Consider the following 21083-nt stretch of genomic DNA (forward strand, 5'->3'; position numbering starts at 1 on the left):
ATTATGCGGCGTTGTAATACTCAATGGCTTCAGCCAAGTCTGGCCCGGTGTAGACGACCTGATTGCTGTTGATGAATTCGTACCACACGCGCTTTCCGACGGGGTCGGTAACAACATCGATGGCTTTGTTCTTCCCGTCGCCGTACTGCCCACAAAGCCGTGCCTTCGGGAAAAACATAAGAAAATCGTCTTTAGTTACTTCGTGGTTTCGCATAACAAAATTTTCAAAGAGTAAATACGCTACATAGAACGGAATATAAGGATTCTTTTTCTGGACCTAGTCATGTTTGGTGTTGAAAGCTCAAGCAGAAAAAAATGTATTTTAATATATATATTACCACATTTTCATAGATTATCAAAACCCTCCTGTCCCGAGTTTTTTAAATTTGAAAAATTTCCTTTGCATTAATTATTTGAGTATGAGATTAGGCTTAAGGATTCGGTTATCCAGAATTAACGACAGCACTATGCCGACTTATTATTTGATAAATCCATTTGTTCTTGATATCAATGGCATAGGGATCTATCTGTCTATAGGTATTTTTTACCATATTTTTTCTGTCATCCTGTTATTGTGATACTTTAGTCATTAAGCAGCTTTTTTAGCAGCTATGATAAGCCCACGATTAAGCAGAATTAACGATCAAACTTGGCGGCATTGCGAGATTAAAGCGCTTTTGCCGCCCTGGTAAAATAAAAATTATTTTCAAATTTTTTGCACTATGTCTAATTATAATTTTGATCAATCACTGTGCGAACTGTCTTTACATATTAAAATTTATCGGGAGACCGTTTTGCAGCAAACTCATGAACAGTTTTCGCGCAATACAGGGTTTGCAGTCGAAACAATTATGAACCTAGAGGAAGGGCGTCTTGAGTGTGTGTCAGCCCAAGATCTTCTTTATTTTCTCGATAAAATGGGCTGCCTTAATGATTTGCTTGGTCTAATGGATAAACAGGACGAAGCACTGGACAAGATGGCCGATTATATTGCCGGACTTGAAATAAGAAATCCGCTTTAAACTAATAGCTAACCTAGGCGAATATCATTTTCTTGGTTTGATACGTTCATCGATTGCATTGCCTCTAGCTCATGAACCATTGATTTTAAACGATCTGGATCAATGATTTTTTTGAACAGGGCTTTGTCCTTTTCGTTTAGATTAGCCTTATCCATAAGAGGCTCCGAATCGATCGCGGCTTGAGCAACCCGCGTTGCAATCGTTTTTGCTCTATCGAATGATATGCCTAGCTTTTCCGCTGTCTGTACCACAAACGCACCGGTCATAAAGTTGTGTTGATCCGCACGAGTGTAATTACATAGATGAGTATCAAACGGTGAATTCCAAGGATCTGGCACTAGGTCGAAGTTTGGTGAAAGTCGATATTTGCCGTCTTTATTGAGAATGATCTCCAGGTTTCGCAAATGGTTGTCTGTAATATTACAGATTCCGACCAAAATCATCCTTGCATAAAGCTCTTCGACATCTTCTTCAGGGTGATCGGACGCCTGGCGAATTGCGTCCGCAATATCCAAATAGTCAACCGAAGACATATTGGTTTTATTAGCGTTATCTACTCCCACCAGCGTAGCCAGCGAAATTGTATGATGACGGAGCTGCTTTGATCTGTCGAAACGCTCGATTAGAAAAATATCCTCACCATTCTCACTTGCCGGCAGCACCCAAGAGCGAGGAGTTTCTATTCCAGCAGACCTTGATATTCCCAAGGTAACATGTTCCATTTTAGCCATATTATATGGGTCAAAAGGCGCATTAAATTTAGCCATCATATCTATGCCTTTCAATTGGAACTGTGCTTTTGGTCGAGATCCACCGCCTTCAATAACCGCCCACTTGGTTTGCTCATCATAAATTGGTTGCCCACGATTATGACGACCCATGAGAAAATCAATTGACTTTCGTTCTATTTCCCTAAGAATTTCAATTCCTCTTACCGGAGACTCCACCCCTGGCTTTTTATAACAACGAAAACGTAGACCCTTAGATGTCCGTGATCCCAACCAAAACATTCGTTCTATATCTGACATCTGAGCATAGCCGGGATACTCTTCAACCAGTTGTTTAGATCCCCAATGACCAGGCAAAGTGTCACGAAATACGCCGTGCAAGGTATGATGATGAGGAGGCTTAAAAGATTTTTGCACTCCTTTAATCAAATGAACGGGATCAAGGCTGGGGCCGTCATAATGAGCAGAATAAACAAAGCCTGAAACAAGGTTATTCAATAGAATATAGCCGGCTGTCTCATAACCAGGATTGCCTTGATTATGACCAAGAAAAATATCAACCGCAATAAAGCGGGTCTCCTGCTGAATCGATCCCATGTATTATCAATGCCAAACTAAACCGTGGAAGCTTAATTTAATTAAAATTCGGCGTTCTTTGCTAGCTTTTTCAATGCCGAAAGGTGCCTCGATGATTTTGCGGATTCAGAGCCGGTTGATTTTTGCACAATCGGTTCAACTCTTACCGGTTCCTGATCAGCTTGATTCACAAAATGACGATGCTCAATCTTTTCCATGTCAAAATCTTCAAAATCACTCTCATCGGCTTCTCTTTGTTCCGGACCTACATCAACATCGTTGGCTATTGAAATAGGCTCAACAACTTTGGGCCTAGGATTAATGCTCGAGTTCGTTTCCAGACCTGAAGACGGCTTCTTTAAAAAATCTTGAAGCAACCCTTTAGGGGTTGATGCAATAATTTTATCTATTAACTCGTTTTTTATTATTGCCGCACTTGACTTAGGTGCGCCAGATTGAGCATGTTGATGCTCCAGCCAATTCATAATTATGCGATCCATGGAGCCGCTTTCCTTGAGGCGCAAGGATATATGACGGCGAGCCTGCTTCATATCCCTCCCCTCTTTAGAAGCGACAATGCGCCTATATCTTCCATAAATTTATCAATATCTTTCATAATTTTGCCATGATAAAAACGTAATATCGTCCATCCGGGTGTGGTTCGGCCGCCTGAATCCACTTTGATTTCGACCGCCTGCACGGCGCCGACGGCGCAACCCTCAAGAATAATCGTGAACGGATACAGCCGAAACATCTTGGCTCGCTTTCGTCGATCCAGGAGTTGACGAGCCCGGGCCGATTGATCAAAGCCAATCAATCCTATTCACGCATAGCTTAAAGGGATTTAACCCGGGGTGAATAAGTCGAGGACTCAAGGGTTAAACCATCCTTCCACTTCTCAAAAGAGGAGTAACATTGTTACAGTTTTTCTCGCACACTATTCTTTATTTTTTAAATAAATAAGCATTCCTTTTGCTACAGCATAAAATGAATCATCCATAACTTCTAAATGATGAATGGAGCTCTTGATAGCCGGCGCGAAATGATTGGCGCCTCCGCCGGTTATAAACACACGCATTTCACCGGCGCCGTTCCAAGATTCCTTGTTACCATCTTCCCGATTAATTTCGTCAATTACCTTGCCAGCAACTGACATAGCCAAATCATTCACCATCCCAGTTATGTCATGAACCTGACCTTGATGGCGATATCGTTTTTGCGTACAAATTTGCTCATACCGTGAATCATCGGTAACGAATCCTTTATGCTTTAACTCCTCTCTTAACTTCCCGTGAAGCTCGGACATGCCAACAGAAAGGCCACCACCTAATCGTGGCACAAACCGCATGCCATTAATCACGCTGAACCCAGTGGTGTATGTTCCAACATCGATACACCCAACATAATCATCCAATACAGATTCATCATTGGCTGCAGCATAAAACAACGTTGCAGCCGCCTGAGGAATGAGCACCGCTTCGATCTCGACACTGTGCTCTATTCCCTGAAATACAAACTCATGCGATCGATTTAAAACCTTCAAGACACGATCTCTATCACGAGTAAAATAAGATTGCGGAATGCCGGTGGCTAATTTAATTTTTCCGGTCGTAATACCAAGGTTACCGATGACTCGATAAATCAACGCCATCCAACCTTCAGAGCCGGCCCAGTCTTCGGTCAAAGTTGAAAATCGTTCATTAGCTTTGCCGCCAAAGTTAAAAGCTGATATGCCCGTTAAATAGGACTGCCCTCCAAATGTCACCACTTCATCAGACAGTACTCCGAAATCACCGTCGCTAGTAAAAGGACACACCAATGAAGGTAAGTTGTTCTCGCTCACACCATTTGTATATTTTGTAAAACCACTACCAACATCAATAGCAATCTCCATCGGAACCGTAAATTCAAGCTTGTTGTTCTTCATGATTGCTTGCGTTCCTGCTTCTGTTACTTCTGTTAAATCAGTCATGAACCATATCTCCTTAAGATATTTTTGATTTTATTAGATATATATTACCACACCTTTTTTAACTCAGTTAAGCCCCTCCCCTTCATTAGTCATATAAAATGCCGCACTTTTAGCGGCTTTTTTGGCAGCGCGCACATAAAGTGCCGCACTTTTAGCGGCTTTTTTGGCAGCGCGCACACAAAGTGCCGCACTTTTAGCGGCTTTTTTAACGGCGCTTGGTGACACCTTATAATAAATTGCGCCTCTAGCATTTAGCTTCCCCACTAATAAGCCAGATGAATGCCGTCAACTTCATGATCGCTAAAAAACTGAAACAATATGACGCCGTTAAGCAAAGTGACGCATAAGGATTAAACCAATACCTTTCTTTATTCACTTAACTCAACAGCGCCAACCAAGAAATTAGCGACAAGTTGCTCATCAATCGCCAGCCCAAGGCAAAACCTTAGTTCCATGATGTTTATTACTCTCTGAATAAAGACATCGCAGCGCGTTAACCAAGCATTTTATTTTGCTTGATTAACATAGGTAGTGAGTTAATCAGGCTTTTTTATCTGTTTGATAGCCTTTCGTCGTTTGGATTATTGAGGGCTGGCTTAAAAAACAATCCCTGGGATCCGCTTTTATTAGTAACCGGGTTAAAATGTGACAAAGCAGCCCTCCAATCTCAGTAGATGCATGATTGTCAGAAAGAGGGACTATTGAAGCTGATCAGGAGACAACCCTTTTTGTTTGGCCGAGACGCTATTAACAAGAAGGCAAATCGAGTTTAAAATGAAAAAAGCAAAAGTTTAATTAAACTATCTTAATGTGGTGTATCATAATGCTGTTAAATATATCGATGAAAAAACGGCTTGTTTTAGCTGTGGCGCCATCACTGCTCTTTATGGGGTGCGCTTCCAAACCAACGCCTATTCCCGTTGAGCCAGACAACACAGTCCTTATAAGTATTTCTGAATCAGCCAAGAAAATTCAGGAGGAGCTCAACGTGATAGCAAAGGTTGAGCAGCACAACTCTCCAGACATCAAGCTATATAAAAGACCAGAAAAAGGTCCGCTGACAAAATTGATAAATTTGCGCTGGCATGGCGATGCAGTGCCAGCTGTCGAAACAGTTGCAAAACTTATCGGTTACGAATTCGACGCAAAAGGCAAAAAGCCAGTTGTTCCAGCAATTATTGATATTGACGCAAAAAATCAAAGTGCATTTGATGTTCTTGAAGATATCGGGATACAAGCGGGACATCAAATAGGGGTTTTGTTAAGCGAAGATCTTAAACTGATTAAAGTGGTCTACGGTAGTCGCAAGTAATTAAGAGGTCCTAATGAAATCAAAAATAGTGTTATTTTTGCTGGCTGGGGCAACTCTTTATTGCCAATCCAGTGTCTCCGCGACACCAAGCAATCTAGATGAGCTAACAAATCTTAGTCAGAATAGCGCGGAAAATTCACATTATGTCGACGGGATTCCATCCTCTGAAATTGATCAGCTTCGCTATAAGGCTATGATTGAAGCAGCTCAAGTATTGGGACTGCAAGAAGGCATCAAACACAGGCAAGAGCAAATAAATGACGAATTAGCGGAAATCGCCGATGAGCTAAACCGAATATATAATTTTCGAGCTCTCCTCTTAAATGACGGGATTATGATTCCACCTGTTATTGACGAAGTGGAAGGTTCTCTCAAAATTGAAGAGGACGGATCTATTAATGCTAGTGAGCGCACCTATATTATTCGTAAAGATGCAAAGCTAACGATTGATCCTCCTTCCTGGCGCAGCCATCTCATTCATCATTACGGTGTTACCGACCGGATCAATAAGGCGATCTTGCCTAAGACAGATAAAGAGCAACTGATATGGAAGAAAAGTATCGAGGAAGCCTGGAATAAAGGGATTGATCAGGCCAACTATATGTTTTCCATTAATCTGAATCGTCTTACCCGAGATTATCTTGGTATGGCAAGATTTAAATCACTAGCCAAACAGAGAATTGTTGATATCCCCATGGTGGCTCGAGGCGACCTAGGTATTCGGGTTAACGGCAGAAAGTTGGACATTGGTCAAAACACTTTCCGTATCACCAACCATTCATCCTTTCAAACTAAAGGATGGAAAGCCTTTGGATCAATTGCTCAAGGGGAGCGGTAATAATGAATCACGCAATGTATGAATCCGAGCCGTTAACACACTGGATGCTGGACGACTTCAATAATTTTTTGATTTGGGCTGCTGAATTAAACTGCTCAGATATTAATCTTGTCCCTAATGATCCGGTATGGATAAAAGTATATGGCGATTGGCATGCTGTCACGCGCCGACCAGTAGGCGCCGGCGAAATCCGTGATCTACTTGACGCAATAACGGGCAGCCCTTCATCCTCTGCAAGGACAGCAGGTGCTGAAGCTTTGGATTTTCGTCATGAAATCAAATTAGACCGCAGTCGAAAAATTCGCTTCAGGGTAAATGCAACCTCCTGTCGTGACGGATTTTCTTCTGGGATCAACATGGTCATGAGGTCAATTCCGGATACCCCGCCTGACTTGGAAGAATTGAACTTAGAGCCAGGCATTTTATCTAGCTGCTTCCCGAGCAATGGATTGGTTTTGGTGGCCGGCGTGATGGGCTCAGGGAAGTCTACCTTAATTTCATCTATTCTTGGCGAGATCATTAAGAAGCATAAAAAAAATGTCGCGACCTATGAGGCCCCTATTGAATTTGACCTGATGTCGATCCCAAGAAAGTCTGGTCCTATCGTCCAGGCGGAAGTTCCGTCTCACCTAGAATCGTTTTCGGATGCGATACGCGCGACAACACGTAAAGCGCAAGATGTTTGCTTAATCGGGGAGCTTAGAGATCTCGAAACCATGAAAGGCATGATCACTATGTCTGAAGTTGGCGTGGCCGCATATGGCACAGTGCATACGCGAAGCGTTGCAGAAACTCCATCCCGAATCATCAATTCATTTCCTGATGATGTACAAAACCAGATTGCTGTCACCCTATTGTCAAGCTTGAAGCTTATTATCTATCAGCGCCTAGTAAAAAGCGTTGACGGCAAGCGAGTGGCTTTAAGGGAATTTTATGCGTTCGATGATGAAGATAAAAATCATTTAATTGACAACAAGGCAAACTTGTATCATGAGATTTCTGCGTTAATAGAGCGCAAGGGCCAGTCATTATTATCAGATGCACAAAAAAAGTTTCGCCAAGGCATTATTGATCAAGAAACATTTCATTTAATCGAGGAAGAATTCTCGTCAAAAAAATTAGCTAGAGCAGCATGAGAGGTATTTACGATGTGGTGTTATGCAGCAGTTTTCCCTTATTTTTTTATTATGGACGCTCGAAGTATGATCCCGATTTCTATCTGGCTTCTGCACATGAGCTGGGAAACTTTTTATATTTCTCTGGCTGGAACCGCTATTTTTTTAATCGCGAACAAATTGGGAGCGACACCGGAGTATCTGCTAAGAAGAGTTGTTCGAATAACTTCCGGACGCATAAGAAATCGCTCGGACAACATTTTATACAGACGGCGTTCAAGGCTTTCTATCTGGTAAATAAATTTGAACAAGCCAGCCCCTCGTGCCTTCTCCTTTCTTTAGAGGGGAGTTAACCCAGTCATTAGTGAGAGCCTGAGTGGGTTGAATGGATCAATCTGCTCAGGCGTTAAGTGTTTATTCCAATGGAATCTCGCTCCTTTAGGGGCGTGTGGTTCACTGCCTTAACAAGTTTCAATCTTGCACATATAATATTAAATAAAAGATGAGGTAATATATTTATGCTAAAAATATCGCTAGGTGCTAGCTTATTAATTGGGATTGCTATGGGGACGCCCGCGCAGGCATTCTTTAGTTTTGATGAGGCTAAAGAAAATCTCGCTATCAACAGAGCTCCTCAAGCGAAAGTTAACGATTCGACCTGTCTTGGTTCTGTCAAGCATTTAAAAAAACAAGGCTATCCAGTTAAGCAAGTTGCTGGTTTTGGCCGTGACATGCCATTTAGCACATCTTTAAAAATAATCATTCCGAAAGACTGGGTGATTAAAGGTGGTGATCTAAATGCTTTATCGACATGGAGCGGCAACAAACAATGGGATAAAGTTGTTCAAGAAGCTGCTCAAAGCGCTGGCGCTTGTGTCACCTTAGATTGGCAAAACAAAATTGCATACGTAAAAACAGCTGACTTTGTAGAACCCACTAAAGAAGCGGCGGAAGTCAGCAAAAACGATCATTTTGTGACCGACCCCACTTTAGACAAGGCAGTTATAAGGCCGTTGGATCCTCTTTTTAATATGAATTTATGGGTATTAGAGCCTCACAAAACATTGCGGAACAATTTAGCCGAATGGTGTAAAAAAGCTGGTTGGTCGATGGCCTGGAACGCCCCAGGCGTTGATTATATGGTGTCTCACAAAGTAACGCTTCATGGCAACTTCATCGATTCATTAAAACAAATTATGAAGGCTTATGCGAAGGCTCCAAAACCTTTATCCATCAAGGCCTACAGCAAGCCATCAAACAAGGTGATCGAAATCGTTCCGTATATGATGTATCGCAACAACCCAGTTTATTAATATAGGAAATTTGTAATGCTAAAGAAAAGAGTGGCATTTTTAACGAGCTTTTTAACGATCGTGTCCTATGGATGCACAATGATTGAGGATCGAGAGAAGTCAAACGCTCTCATCGATGAACATTTTAAATTTAGCCAAGAGATGGTCGCGCAGGGTCAAGTGCCATTAGAAAGACCGTTTCTAGAGGTGGTCGATGAGATCTATGTCGACACCATCCCAATAAAAATAAGTGACAGAAAATTGTCTTTGCGTGCTGCATTCAGTGACACAGTATCAATTTCGTCAGGCGATGAAATGAATATTTATAAGCTGTCTGAAATTATCACGCGTCTAACGGGCATTTCAGCCGTCGTTGAGCAACCTGGGGGAGGCGGAAGTGGCTCTAATGAAGACGGCGATTCATTTATGAGCCCTTCGGATGGATCACTGTCAGCTGCTCAGCCCACAGCTTCGCTGGACTCAACCTCAATCCAGCCAACGGAAAGCTCATCAGGCGGCTCCAGCAATTTCCAGGGCAATAATTTTGGAGGCACCGGTTTTGGTGGAGCCAAAGAAATGCCGCTAGCTTATGCTGGGCGAACAATGAAAGTTCGATTTTCCGGAAATCTTGAAGATTTACTTGAAAGGGTTACAGCAGAACTCAATTTATTCTGGCGTTATGATAACGAAGAAAATCGGATTGTTTTTCATCAATATGATACTGAAGTATTTACGCTGGCCTCGTTGCCAGATACAACTGAGATTAATGTATCAGTCACTAATGAAGAGTCGCTGACCCAGCAAGCAAATAGCAGTAGCGGGAGCAGCTCAGGGAGCTCTGGCACAGCAACTTCTGCACAAACTACAATTTCAAAATCAGAACTGGATTTATGGGACGAAACTTTATCCGCAATCAAAAGTATCCTAAGTAGTGACGGCACCGTCTCGATCAATAAATCTATCGGGACAATTGCAGTAACTGATACGCCACTAACATTAAACAAAGTTCGTCGTTACATCAATAAAACGAATGAAGCAATATCCAAACAGGTGACAATCAAGGTCGATGTTTATAATGTTGAAATAGACAATGATCATCAACTTGGGTTGGACTGGGAATTGATCTGGGAAACAGCAAAGCACTCAGCCACTATTGTTAGTCCAGCGTCGCCTATCGCCGTTGCTGCCGGGGAATTGTCAGCTCAGGTGCTGAGCAATTCAAGCGATTTTCGCGGCTCTCAGGCCATGATAAGAGCGATAAGTTCTCAAGGCAGGATTTCTTTAAAGAATTCGACTACCGTGGTTACGATGAACAACCAGCCGGTTCCGGTCAAGATTGCTGACGAAACAACGTACTTAAAAGAAGCTACGCAAGGACAATTGAGCTCGGCGGTAACTTCCACTACCTTAACAACTGAGCTAATACCCGGCAAAGTGATTACAGGCTTTTCTATGCACCTATTACCTAGAGTGCTAGATGCCAATCAATTGATGATTCAATATTCGATTAACATGTCTACTTTGAATGAGATCAAAAAGATTGAAAGCGGTACGTTATCTATCGAGGCGCCCAATGTGACAACACGAAACTTCATGCAAAAGTCATCATTGAAGTCCGGCCAAACATTGGTATTAACTGGATTTTCAAGCGATGAAAACCGTGTGAATGACACAACGTTTTTAAGCTCGCCTAATGGCATGAGAAATTCCAGAAACAGGAATGTAACTCTGATTATGATTACGCCTTATGTTTCAAGCGGCTTTAGTATTGACAATTAATGTAACCAATATATTTTGTGGAAGGCATTACTACCCTCCGGTAAATGCGGTAACATATACTTAATAAAAAATTTTTACAAATGAAATCAATCGACTATAAAGGCGCCGCCTATACAATAGGACTTCAGTGGGAAACCCTGGCCAACAAGTCTCAGTTAAAAGGAAAAATGTCTTCCGCAGGAATGAAAAGCGGTGTTCTGCGTGAAAAAAAAACACATGGATTACAAGTTGGCTTAACATTAAAGCAGTTCGAGAAACAATACTCGCTGGCTGCGATTGTTGCTAACAAGTCAAATGGTAAGAGCTTCATTCTGATTCAGCCGATAGATGACCACTACTGGTTGTTTGCATGTGCTAATCACATGGTCCTCCCGGGTGGGGATCGTTATATTGAAGATTTCGATGAAGTCGTCAGTATTGCTCATGAATTTACCTATTTAAGTCAATTTGAGATTTTTGCGCCTGAAGTCTTTCAAGGTGAATTTGACGGCAACTTGACAATCATGCCTGCCCCACTTGATGAGATTGCAGGTGACAAAGCCCTTGCGAACAATCAAAAAGACAGTTCTGCAATCATTGATGATCTCGATAAAGGCGGCGTGGATGCAAAAATTATCGGCTTAGTTTTTCTCATTGCGGCATTGGCTGGAATCACTTATTACCTCAATATGGAAGATGAACCTGAAGTTGTGGAAAATCCGGTTGATATAGCGGCCATCCAGCGCGACCTATCACAGAAGTCCGAATCAAGAGTGGTCGAACAATTAGCTATATCTAATTTTTTTTCTAATGCTCTAAAAATTGTTTTTACCAAACCTTTATATATAAATCATTGGTTTGCCTCACAGATAGATATTAGTAATGAAACTATTGCATATCAAATGACGAGAGCGGCCGGCGGATCAATTCATGGTTTGCGTTCTGGACTGGATCAATCAGCAACTGTTGCAATAGATGAAAGCAAAAATAATGCCCAAGTATCTTACCCCACTAAAAACACGAGTCAGTCATTGCAGCATCAGAAACTACCGAAGCTCCTGTTTTTTGAGTCTGCCAAAGATGACTTGATTGATTCAGCGCAGAAGCTAAACATAGCGTGGAAAATAGATGAAATCAGTGATGTCATCGCGATTGACGAAGTGCCAAGCGGCATCCCTTACCAATCACCTTATAAGACTGTGACATTTACATTAAATGGTGACAGCGTAACCCAATTAACCCTTATTCATGAATCATTGAAAAACGTAATTGGTTTGCGCTACAGAGTGGTAACCCTAATCCCTAATAATGAACACAAAATTGAAAGCTGGAGTATTTCAGGAGTTATTTATGCAAATTCATAAAAGAGTTAATACGTTCGCCATTTGGGCTAGCGCACTATCCTTAGCGGTGACTTCCGCTTATGCCTTGGCACAGTCAGAAGACGGAGATATTTTGGATGATATTCTTGGCTCCCCTGCAAAGACGGTTCCTTATTCAGAGCCTCAGAAATTATCGACTGCAAGTGAAGTGACTTTACAAAATAACCAGGCAGTTATGAACTTGCCGGCCCAGCAAAAACCAGCAGAAAACCCTACTAAACTCACAGCCATCGGTGACGGTATAAGCGCATCAATTGCCTCGAATAACGTGACGCTGGCGACCGGCGCCGATAACCAAAAAATCTCCGTCAGCACGGATAACATTGGTCTTGCAGTTGATGCCGGACACGCAAAAACTTCAGTGCCCTCGAATAATGTTGCGCTTGTGGATGCCGCGGTCAACTCAAACACCCTGGATACATCGGACAATCTTAAAATCACATCCGGCACCGGTAAAGCAAGCACATCAATCGCTAACGAAAAAACAACAATAAACGTAGCGCATGATGAGAACCCGTATGTCGATCCGACTAAAACTGGTCTGGCCAGCGAAAATACTAAGACTGAGACCGAGTCTCAGTCAATAGCCCAAAAGACTGATGAAAAAACAGCAGGAATCAAAGATAATCAATCTCTTATTCCAGGTATTCCAGTGAATCAATTGGAAGAAATAGCGCGATTCGATATGCTGGAGAATGTCGAATTGAGACGAGTCAAATTTTTAGAAAACAAAGTAGCTCGCTTAAAGCTTCAGCAAGAGATCCGGCAAATAGAAGCGGACTTAAGCAAGCCTCTACCTAAGGATTCTTTGGACTCCGAAAAAGAAAAAAATTTAAACGGCGGCCAACAAAAATCGTCGGGCTCACAAAACATCATTCCTCCTGACATAATTCAAAATAGCTCAGATCCTAACCTATTAGGTAATTTACCGGTGATTAATGGACCGATAGATTTACCGGCGCCAAAACCACGAGCATTTTCACCAGAGAAGGACGTTAAACTGAAATCAATCGAAGGTATTAATGACAAAATAACTACAGTCATTCAATACAAGGGAAAGTATTACACACTGAAAGTAGGTGAGCGCTTTAAAAAATGGAAAGTCGCGCAAATAGACCAAGACTTTATCTTGTTAAAAAAAGGCAAATTGACTGCTCGCATTGATTACTATTCCGGCCCTAAAGATGAAAACAACCTGGATACTCAAGTGGTACTCTCAAATCCTGGTGCGCCTGACGCACCATTGAATACACCAGTTTTTAAATTTCCATCTGTCAGCTTGCCTGGAGGCCAATAAGCATGGATATTTTAAAAGCACCTTCTGAAACAGAAGCGTTTCCTCATGTCTTATCAAGGCAAAATGGTATTTTCCCAAATCATAAGCACATCATTGTCCTTGGCATCAAAGAACAAGACACACAAAGCCAAGATATTTTAATCCTTGGCGTTTATGATCAGGGAAGCAACAAGGAACGTGACGCAATTATGGTGGAAATGTTGTCGCTCAAGCAAACAGCGATCAACAAAAAATTCAATGTGCAAACAGGCTGGGGCAGTGAAGAATTAGTGCAAATGCTTTATTCGCGCCACAATGAGCTGAAAGACGCCAATAAAAATAAACGCAACAGCACCAAAATTCAACAGGTTTTTAATAATTTGCTTGCTGATGCCAGAAGCAAAAACGCTTCAGACATTCATATTGAGGTACGCGTTAATGAGGCAGTAGTACGGTATCGGATTAACGGCGAACTTGTTGATATCACAGCTTGGTCAAATACATTTGCATACCGGTTTGCACAGGTTGTATATAGTGTAAACGCAGAAGAAGTAGATGTAACATTCAAACCAGATCAACCTCAAGATGGTGTAATTGACCGGTTAATAGGCGGAGAACGACTAAGAGTTCGGTTGGCCACTATCCCGGCGACACCAACAGGTTGTTTTGACGTTATTATGCGTATTTTGTCACTCGGTGGCTCCAATAATAATGATCAATCAATAGCCGTTGAACTGAAAGAATTGGGCTATAACGCGCAACAATCGAAAGCAATTCATGCCGGCGTTGCGAAACCTGTTGGAGCAACAATTATTGCAGGCACCACCGGCTCAGGAAAATCAACCACCTTAAAAAACTTGCTGTTGTCAAAAATCAATCAGCACGGCGGAGCTATAAAAGTGATTACGGTGGAGGATCCGCCTGAATATCATATCCCTGGTGCCACACAAGTTCCCGTGGTAAGAAATAAGAATATGCAGCATACCAATCCTTTTGGAACTGCTATCCGCGGCGCCATGCGGGCTGACCCTGATATTTTGATGGTTGGTGAGGTACGAGATGAAATTACCTCAGAGCTTTTAGTCAGTGCCGTTCAATCCGGTCATCAAGTCTTGAGTACTGTGCACGCCCCTTCTGCGATTAGTATTATCGAGCGATTGGTTAATATGGGTGTGACCCGGGACACTCTCGGCGCACCAGATTTCATTGCTTGCTTTATTTATCAGGGCCTCTTGCCGTTGCTGTGCCCACATTGCAAGGTATCAATCGAAGAAGTTTTAAAAGATGCCGGTCGGCACGGCGGATTCGACAGCGACATGAAGCTTCGTATTGAAAAAGTGACCGACATAAAAAACGATGACATATATTTTCGAGGTGCAGGCTGTGACAACTGTCATCACGGCATTATAGGTCGGACAGTTGTGGCAGAGGTCTTGCTGCCAGACAACAAAATTTTAAAGCTTGTCCATGATGGAAAAGATATTGAGGCTCAAGAGCATTGGCGACGTCATGGGGGTAGGCCAATTCTGGCTCATGGGATTGAAAAAATGAAAGCGGGCCTCGTATCTCCCGTTGATGTTGAATCAAGGCTTGGTCCGTTGACGCATCTATTGGTTATGGAAGACGGAATTTTAGATATAGACAGCGAGCTTGAGATTGCGGGTCCTTCAGAAGATATCGCCTCCAAACAGCGTCGAATAGACAAATCTGAATTGATCGATGGTCAAGTCGTCAATAATGTCTTTGATGAAGAAGACCATTTGGAAGCAAGTAAAGAATGGTTGTCGCATTTTGATAAAGATACGGAGCATCAGGCAGAAAATGACATGAACTTGAGGCATCTCGATTTTCAACCAGCTTCAGAAGAATTGGTGGAAATGGAAGCGTTTGTCAACGAAAGCCAGTTAAACGAACCAATCAATCACAATGAGGAAGATCAATCATCATCTGGTAAGCCCGCTGCAAATATTAAGTTAGAAGAGCTTGATTTTCTGGATGATTAGATATTGTAACCTAATATAAAAAAAGGGAAATTCATGTCACAAAGTTTTGAAGTCCGGTTTGCAAAATTTCAATTCGGTATCACCCAAAGAATAGGTATGTACCGCAAGATAATGGCGTTTGCCAAGCAAGGTGTTCCTTTATTTAATACCTTGGAGCTTTTTGAAAGGTCCTACCTGGAAAATAAAAAAGGCGACCCGCGCGCAGTCATTTTAGGTCAATGGATTTCGGAAATTGCTACAGGTAGCAATTTTTCTCAAGCATTAGTTGGTTACGCACCGGAAGCTGAAATTATGCTAATTGAATCTGGTGAGGTATCCGGCGATATGGAAAGCGGTTTAGACCAGGCAATTTTCGTCACGGAAAGCATTAAGAGGATTCGATCTGCCATCATAGGAGGGCTAGCCTATAGTCTCGTAGTGCTTTTATTGTTGCTCGGGATGATCGGAATGTTTGCCTTTAATGTTGTTCCGCAGCTAGTGGATGTAGTCCCGCCTGAAAAATGGACGGGGGCGTCGGCCACTTTATATAGCATGTCAATGTTCGTTAAGGATTACGGTATCTATTCTATTTTTGCTGTTATCGCTTCAATCATTGTGGCGCTCAAATCAATGCCTGTGTGGGTTGGGAACAGCAGGGAGTTTGCCGATTACTTGCCCCCCTGGTCTATCTATAAAATTATTCAGGGATCAGTTTTCTTAATCTCACTGTCTTCTTTGATGAAAACCGGCGTTTCTCTTAAAGACTCCCTCGTTAAACTCCAAGAAAACTCATCAAAATATACGCAATATTACATTGACTTAATGCTGGATAAACTGTCGCTTGGTGAGACAAATGGTGATAGTTTGAACGTTGGCTTATTAGATAACGATGTCTCGACAGACATTAAGTTGCTAGGCAGCGTGTCTGACTTTGATGAAATAATGATGACAATAGGTAAAGAATCGATAGCTACAAATGTCGACAAAATATCGACTACAACAAAAGCACTGGGTAATGTCATTCTGATTGCGACAGCTATTTATACGGGGTTCACATATTATGCTTTTTACACACTAACGTCATCTTTAACTTGATGTTTTACTAACTCAAAAATTATCGGTTATTTAATAAAGCAATTTTGACAAAATAAAGTATTAACAAGAATAAAGAGTCCTGTTAATATAAGTTGTGTATCATATATTATTTAAATTATTTTTCATGACTTTGGAGATGAAAATGAAGAAGGCACCCGCAACAAAAAGACAATTGGGTATGACCCTGGTTGAATTATTGCTCGTTATTGGTATCGGCTCTCTGATCGTTGTAGGCGGCATCGCCTTGTTTGGCTCAGCTTCAGACAAAAATAAAGGCACACGACTCGTTCGTGACTTTGGCGTGCTGACAGCTACTGCAAGCAGTATGTATGCGAACTCACCAAACTACGCGGGCATCAGTAACACAGTGCTAATCAACTCACGTGGCTTGCCAACCTCGATGGTGAGCGGCACAAACATCGTCCATCCTTGGGGTACAATTTCAGTCGCGCCGGCAAGTGGCAACACTCAATATACTGTCACTTATTCATCGGGGATTCCGAGCGAAATCTGCGTCAGTTTTGTAACATCTACAATCAATTCTGTGGATGGCATAAAAGTTGATGGAACGGTTGTGCCGCCAAATAACGCTGTTTCCATAGCAACCTCGAAATGCGGATCCAGTACCGCGGGTCCAATTATTGTAACCAACCAATAATCCCTTCGGTTTTTTGTCGGGCTATTCAATACCCGCTTAATGCGGGTATTGTTTTAATTCGGAGCTGTAAAATTGACTGCTTTTACTGATATCTTAAACAACTTTGTTATCACGGACGCTTATTGTTCTCTGTCTGATAAAACAGAGAAATTAGGTGATTATGTCTCTCCTGGCATGACGCCAGCTCCAGACCCTTTGCGCCCTTTTTTGGATGACATTAAGCGCAAAATCAACGGTCAAACCAATGATGAGTTTTCGTTGCGCTATGAAGGTGAAGTATTTCGCTGCAGCAAAATTAAAACGGTTTTGGGCGATTTTCTTCGTTTGCGTCGTTTGCCAACTGTTGCACCGGACATAAACAAATTAGGCATACCATCCTCAACTCAAAGAGTCCTGTTGTCCTCAAGCTTTAACTCAGGAGGGCTAATTGCCGTAGTCGGGATGCCAGGGCAGGGGAAAAGCACCACATGTGCCGCGACTCTCGTTAAGCGACTTAAGAAATTTGGTGGAATGTGTATCACCCTTGAAGACCCTGCTGAAATACCTCTTCAGGGACGCTATAACAATGGAATTTGTTTGCAAATTGAAGTTTCAGACGAAACCGGGTATGCCAAGGCCATAAAAAAAGCCATGAAGGATTATCCTGCAAAAGAAAATTTGATGCTTTATGTGGGGGAAGTTCGCGATGGATTTGCTGCAAAGCGAATGTTGGACGCTGCAAATGATGGGCGCTTAGTGTTGACAACTTTTCACGCGAAAGACATCCTTTCTGGCCTAGAAAGAATTATAGCGCTGGCTAGCAGTGAAATAAGCGAAAGCCTTGCGAAAAACTTACTGGCGTCCAGCTTAAGAGCGATTATTTTTCAGAGTTTGGAAAACAATCAGGTTAGAACAAAAGTCTTAATAAATACTTTGTCCGTATCTGGATACTTACAGTCTGGCAAGATCAAACAAATCTCTAGTGAACTGGATCGACAAGAGAATCTGCTCAAACGTGGAATGCCTATCGAGGATGTAATATCAGCGAATCTTTAACCTGAAACGGAGCAGAATATGAAATCCTTTAAAAATCAATCAGGATTCACGCTTGTTGAGCTGATTATGGTCATGGGGTTGCTCATGCTAGCTTCCGCTTTAGCGATCCGGACCCAAGTTATTGAAGCTCAACGACTACGTGCTGATGCGATGGGCAAAGATATTCAAACTTATAATTCGGCGGTTAGAAGCTTCATGGTAGATAAAGGTGCGTCATCCGTTGGTAACTATGCCGGCGTCAATTGGCTTAAACATGCTGGAAGCTGTGCTGCTGGCAGCGCCTCAAAAGCATATCTTCCTTGCGGATTTCAATCGAAGACCAAATGGGATAAGACCTTTGTCACAAGAATTGCATTCACTGGCGGCGATTATGTTGGGACCACTCAGTTTTCACCAATTTCAATCGGCGGTGTTGTTCGACTCGATTTAGCCAACCGTGCAGCCAGTAAAGCAACAACGACAAACTCAGCTAATGGAGCGCCGATAGGTGGTGATAGCTATACGGTTGACGGCGCCGGACGAATTATAGCGAGAGCAACGACAAACCCGGGTATTGACCCATGGCTACGAAGAGATGGCTCTAATTCCATGTCAGGCTCTTTAAACATGGGTGGAAACTCTATTAGTAGCGCTTTAGATATAAATGCAACCCGAAACATTGTGGCTAACAACAATATCACGGCTGCTAGAAATTTAAGGGCAAATTCAAGTATTACCGCAGGCCAAGATATTTATGCCAGCCGTAATATTACAGCAGCTGTAAACCTCAGGGCTAACCGGGATATAAGCGCAGGAAGAAATATATCTGCAACAAACAATATGTATGCGAGAGACTATTGGATTAGTAGAAAAGGTAAGTATGCCAGCCAAGGCGTTCACTATATGACAATTGCCAGAAATGGTAATTATGTACCTAAACCAGCTTGCAATAGTTCTATCGGATCATCGCCTCAAGTATTTGTCACGCCAGTCATGTACTCCGATAACTCTAATGGTAGAGCAATTGGTGCGGTTCAGGTATGGGCATCCAATGCAGGTTCTAGTTGGCGAATCAATATTCGAATTCTTGTCTCATCAGGCTGGGTTTCAGCGCCCTCGTCATATCGTTTAGCGGCTGTCTCAACGAAATGCAGCTAAGGTTTTTATGACTAAGAACGGACACTTTATTACAAATAGCTGTTTTGCTGCGCTGACCTATTGGAGTAATGAAAATGGGTGGTTCGCGCTTGGTGTTATTGCCGGCGCACTGGCGCCCGACTATCTTGAAATTACTTTCCGCAATCCGTTTAGTAAAAATGGGTATAGTCGCACCATTCCTCACCGGACAATAACACATTGGTGGCCACTTTGGTTGATACTTTGGTATTACGCCCCTCCCCTAGAGCAATGGGTTGCATATGTTTTTTTAGCCTCGTTTGGTGTATCGCTTTACATCGGCCAATTAATTGCAGGCTATGCAGTAGGTGGAATAATTCATTTGATTTGCGATGCCTTTTCACCTTCCGGGATTCCCACTTATTTACCCTTCTCAGCAACACGAATTGGAGCTGGTCTTTATACGACGGGTAAAAACGAATGGCGAATAGTAATGCCGATGGCCATATTGAGTGGCTTATTCCTGTATTCGCAAAACACATTCGTCATTTCTCAATTTTTGCCATCACGATGGGTTCAAACTATTCTTCAGTTAATTACTTAGCTTTTATCAAATCAAGCGTAAAACCCTGTCGCTTTAGGGCGGGGATGTAAGCGACTTTGTTGAATGAGTGTATTAACAAAATTCTATTTGCTTGTTACCATGAAATCATGAAACAAACGGTTCGCAAAGCCTATCAATTCCGCCTAACGCTCAAGCCTGAGCAAATCTCGCAATTGGTTGCGTACACGGGCAGTTTACGTTTTGTCTGGAACAAGGCGCTGGCGATGAACCTGCATCGGCTGGAGGCGAAACAACCGGTGCTTTGGTACCAGGAACTGAATTTTTTCGCCAACCTGTGGAAGCAGTCAGCTGATTATGGGTTCTTGAAAGAACTGCCGTCCCAATCCTTGCAACAACGACTAAAAGATCTGGACCGGGCGTTTAAGGATGCGTTCGATAAAACCCAGTCGGGTAAACGGATCCCGGTCTTCAAGAAAAAAGGCCGGAACGTGGATTCGATTCGCTTTCCTCAAGGGTTCAAAATCGATCCCGGCAGCAACCGGCTGTTTTTACCGAAACTGGGCTGGATCCATTATCGCAACAGCCGCAAGATCGATGGCTTGGCGAAAAACATCACGGTTTCCCGAGTCGGCCGGCACTGGTATGCCTCTATTCAGGCCGAAAAAACGATTGAAATAACACCCCACCCCGCCACCTCGATCATTGGCGTCGACCTGGGGGTTAAACGATTAATCACACTGTCCAACGGCCGGTTTTACCCGGGGCAAGCCACCGGAAAGCGCCTCGCCGGGAAACTGGCGAAACTGCAACGACAGCTAAAACATAAAACCAAATTTTCCAACAATTGGCGTAAACTCCAAGCGAAAATCGCCCGACTGCATGAGCGTATGGCCCATGCCCGGAAGGACACCCTGCATAAAGTCTCGACCGAACTGAGCAAAAACCACGCAGTGATCGTTGTCGAAGACTTAAAGGTCAAAAACATGTCCAAATCTGCCAAAGGGACGCGGGAGAAACCCGGGCGCCAAGTGAAAGCGAAATCAGGCCTAAACAAAGCGATACTCGAGCAAGGCTGGGGCACCCTGGTCAATTTCCTGGACTATAAACAGGCTTGGCGAGGCGGTCAGGTGATTAAGGTCGACCCGCGGCACACCAGCCGGCAATGTCCGCGCTGTAGTCATACCGCCCGGGAAAACCGTCGAACCCAGACTGATTTCCAATGCGCCAGCTGCGGATACCGGAATAACGCCGATGTCGTCGGCGCAAAAAACGTATTAACCCGAGGACACAGGGTGTTAGCCGGCTTAGCGCCCGCCATACCCGTCGGGAGCTAGTCTGTGAAGTGAACGGTGCAGTCAAGGCCGTCAGCAGCAGAAACCGGC

General features: G+C 42.9%; 22 protein-coding genes. 16 read left to right on the forward strand and 6 right to left on the reverse strand.

All coding sequences use genetic code 11. The features are described 5' to 3' along the window. Position 1: 1 nt before the first annotated feature. Positions 2-214, reverse strand: a complete 213-nt coding sequence (locus Q9L42_RS21265; RefSeq protein ID WP_305910441.1) for a hypothetical protein — start codon at positions 212-214, stop codon at positions 2-4. 508 nt (positions 215-722) lie between these two features. Between Q9L42_RS21265 and Q9L42_RS21270 the strand changes: the two genes are divergently transcribed. After that, positions 723-1022: a hypothetical protein gene (locus tag Q9L42_RS21270; RefSeq protein WP_349432859.1), complete on the forward strand. Its 300-nt coding sequence runs from the start codon at positions 723-725 to the stop codon at positions 1020-1022. A gap of 8 nt (positions 1023-1030) precedes the next feature. On the opposite strand, the gene Q9L42_RS21275 is transcribed toward Q9L42_RS21270, so the two are convergent. From Q9L42_RS21275 to Q9L42_RS21295, 5 genes are all read right to left on the reverse strand, one after another. Beyond that, positions 1031-2347 (reverse strand): type II toxin-antitoxin system HipA family toxin, encoded by a 1317-nt coding sequence (locus tag Q9L42_RS21275; RefSeq protein ID WP_305910443.1) that lies wholly within the window; start codon positions 2345-2347, stop codon positions 1031-1033. Between the two features lie 41 nt (positions 2348-2388). Then, positions 2389-2877, reverse strand: coding sequence for a hypothetical protein (locus Q9L42_RS21280; protein ID WP_305910444.1), 489 nt, complete (start codon positions 2875-2877; stop codon positions 2389-2391). Continuing rightward, positions 2874-3143 carry an RRXRR domain-containing protein gene (locus Q9L42_RS21285; protein WP_305910445.1) on the reverse strand — a complete coding sequence of 90 codons (270 nt, stop codon included), beginning with the start codon at positions 3141-3143 and terminating at the stop codon, positions 2874-2876. The genes Q9L42_RS21280 and Q9L42_RS21285 overlap by 4 nt, the downstream gene beginning before the upstream one ends. Before the next feature lie 120 nt (positions 3144-3263). Next, positions 3264-4298, reverse strand: coding sequence for a ParM/StbA family protein (locus tag Q9L42_RS21290; protein ID WP_305910446.1), 1035 nt, complete (start codon positions 4296-4298; stop codon positions 3264-3266). Between the two features lie 63 nt (positions 4299-4361). Then, complete coding sequence (locus Q9L42_RS21295; RefSeq protein ID WP_305910447.1) at positions 4362-4562, reverse strand: hypothetical protein; 201 nt, start codon at positions 4560-4562, stop codon at positions 4362-4364. A gap of 559 nt (positions 4563-5121) precedes the next feature. On the opposite strand from Q9L42_RS21295, the gene Q9L42_RS21300 reads away from it, so the two are divergent. The 15 genes from Q9L42_RS21300 (at position 5122) to Q9L42_RS21365 (ending at position 21035) form a co-directional block, all read left to right on the forward strand. Next, a complete protein-coding gene (locus tag Q9L42_RS21300) occupies positions 5122-5610 on the forward strand; it encodes a DotD/TraH family lipoprotein (RefSeq protein ID WP_349432860.1) in 489 nt (162 codons plus the stop codon). 13 nt (positions 5611-5623) lie between these two features. Then, complete coding sequence (locus Q9L42_RS21305) at positions 5624-6448, forward strand: type IV secretory system conjugative DNA transfer family protein (protein ID WP_305910449.1); 825 nt, start codon at positions 5624-5626, stop codon at positions 6446-6448. A 2-nt stretch (positions 6449-6450) separates the two neighbouring features. Further along, positions 6451-7584 carry a type IV pilus twitching motility protein PilT gene (locus Q9L42_RS21310; RefSeq protein WP_349432861.1) on the forward strand — a complete coding sequence of 378 codons (1134 nt, stop codon included), beginning with the start codon at positions 6451-6453 and terminating at the stop codon, positions 7582-7584. Between the two features lie 12 nt (positions 7585-7596). Beyond that, a complete protein-coding gene (icmT, locus tag Q9L42_RS21620; protein ID WP_432648910.1) occupies positions 7597-7860 on the forward strand; it encodes an IcmT/TraK family protein in 264 nt (87 codons plus the stop codon). A gap of 221 nt (positions 7861-8081) precedes the next feature. After that, entirely contained in the window at positions 8082-8876 is a 795-nt protein-coding gene (locus Q9L42_RS21315) for a toxin co-regulated pilus biosynthesis Q family protein (protein WP_305910452.1), read from the forward strand. Between the two features lie 15 nt (positions 8877-8891). Beyond that, on the forward strand, positions 8892-10634 hold the full coding sequence (locus Q9L42_RS21320; RefSeq protein ID WP_305910453.1) for a PilN family type IVB pilus formation outer membrane protein: 1743 nt from the start codon (positions 8892-8894) through the stop codon (positions 10632-10634). An 80-nt stretch (positions 10635-10714) separates the two neighbouring features. Further along, positions 10715-11977: a type 4b pilus protein PilO2 gene (pilO2, locus tag Q9L42_RS21325; RefSeq protein ID WP_349432862.1), complete on the forward strand. Its 1263-nt coding sequence runs from the start codon at positions 10715-10717 to the stop codon at positions 11975-11977. Then, the gene (locus Q9L42_RS21330; protein WP_349432863.1) at positions 11922-13292 is read left to right on the forward strand and encodes a hypothetical protein; all 1371 of its coding nucleotides are present in this window, start codon (positions 11922-11924) and stop codon (positions 13290-13292) included. The genes pilO2 and Q9L42_RS21330 overlap by 56 nt, the downstream gene beginning before the upstream one ends. Before the next feature lie 2 nt (positions 13293-13294). Then, positions 13295-15274, forward strand: coding sequence for a GspE/PulE family protein (locus tag Q9L42_RS21335; RefSeq protein WP_305910458.1), 1980 nt, complete (start codon positions 13295-13297; stop codon positions 15272-15274). Between the two features lie 33 nt (positions 15275-15307). Continuing rightward, positions 15308-16348, forward strand: coding sequence for a type II secretion system F family protein (locus tag Q9L42_RS21340; protein WP_349432864.1), 1041 nt, complete (start codon positions 15308-15310; stop codon positions 16346-16348). Between the two features lie 142 nt (positions 16349-16490). After that, complete coding sequence (locus tag Q9L42_RS21345) at positions 16491-17006, forward strand: type 4 pilus major pilin (protein WP_305910461.1); 516 nt, start codon at positions 16491-16493, stop codon at positions 17004-17006. Positions 17007-17078: 72 nt separating this feature from the next. Further along, positions 17079-18041 carry an ATPase, T2SS/T4P/T4SS family gene (locus Q9L42_RS21350; protein WP_305910462.1) on the forward strand — a complete coding sequence of 321 codons (963 nt, stop codon included), beginning with the start codon at positions 17079-17081 and terminating at the stop codon, positions 18039-18041. An 18-nt stretch (positions 18042-18059) separates the two neighbouring features. Further along, positions 18060-19178 carry a type II secretion system protein gene (locus tag Q9L42_RS21355; RefSeq protein WP_305910463.1) on the forward strand — a complete coding sequence of 373 codons (1119 nt, stop codon included), beginning with the start codon at positions 18060-18062 and terminating at the stop codon, positions 19176-19178. A 7-nt stretch (positions 19179-19185) separates the two neighbouring features. After that, on the forward strand, positions 19186-19740 hold the full coding sequence (locus Q9L42_RS21360; protein ID WP_305910464.1) for a metal-dependent hydrolase: 555 nt from the start codon (positions 19186-19188) through the stop codon (positions 19738-19740). A gap of 107 nt (positions 19741-19847) precedes the next feature. Next, positions 19848-21035, forward strand: a complete 1188-nt coding sequence (locus tag Q9L42_RS21365; RefSeq protein ID WP_305910465.1) for an RNA-guided endonuclease InsQ/TnpB family protein — start codon at positions 19848-19850, stop codon at positions 21033-21035. The last annotated feature ends 48 nt before the right edge of the window (positions 21036-21083 follow it).

Source organism: Methylomarinum sp. Ch1-1 (assembly GCF_030717995.2).
Taxonomy (GTDB): domain Bacteria; phylum Pseudomonadota; class Gammaproteobacteria; order Methylococcales; family Methylomonadaceae; genus Methylomarinum; species Methylomarinum roseum.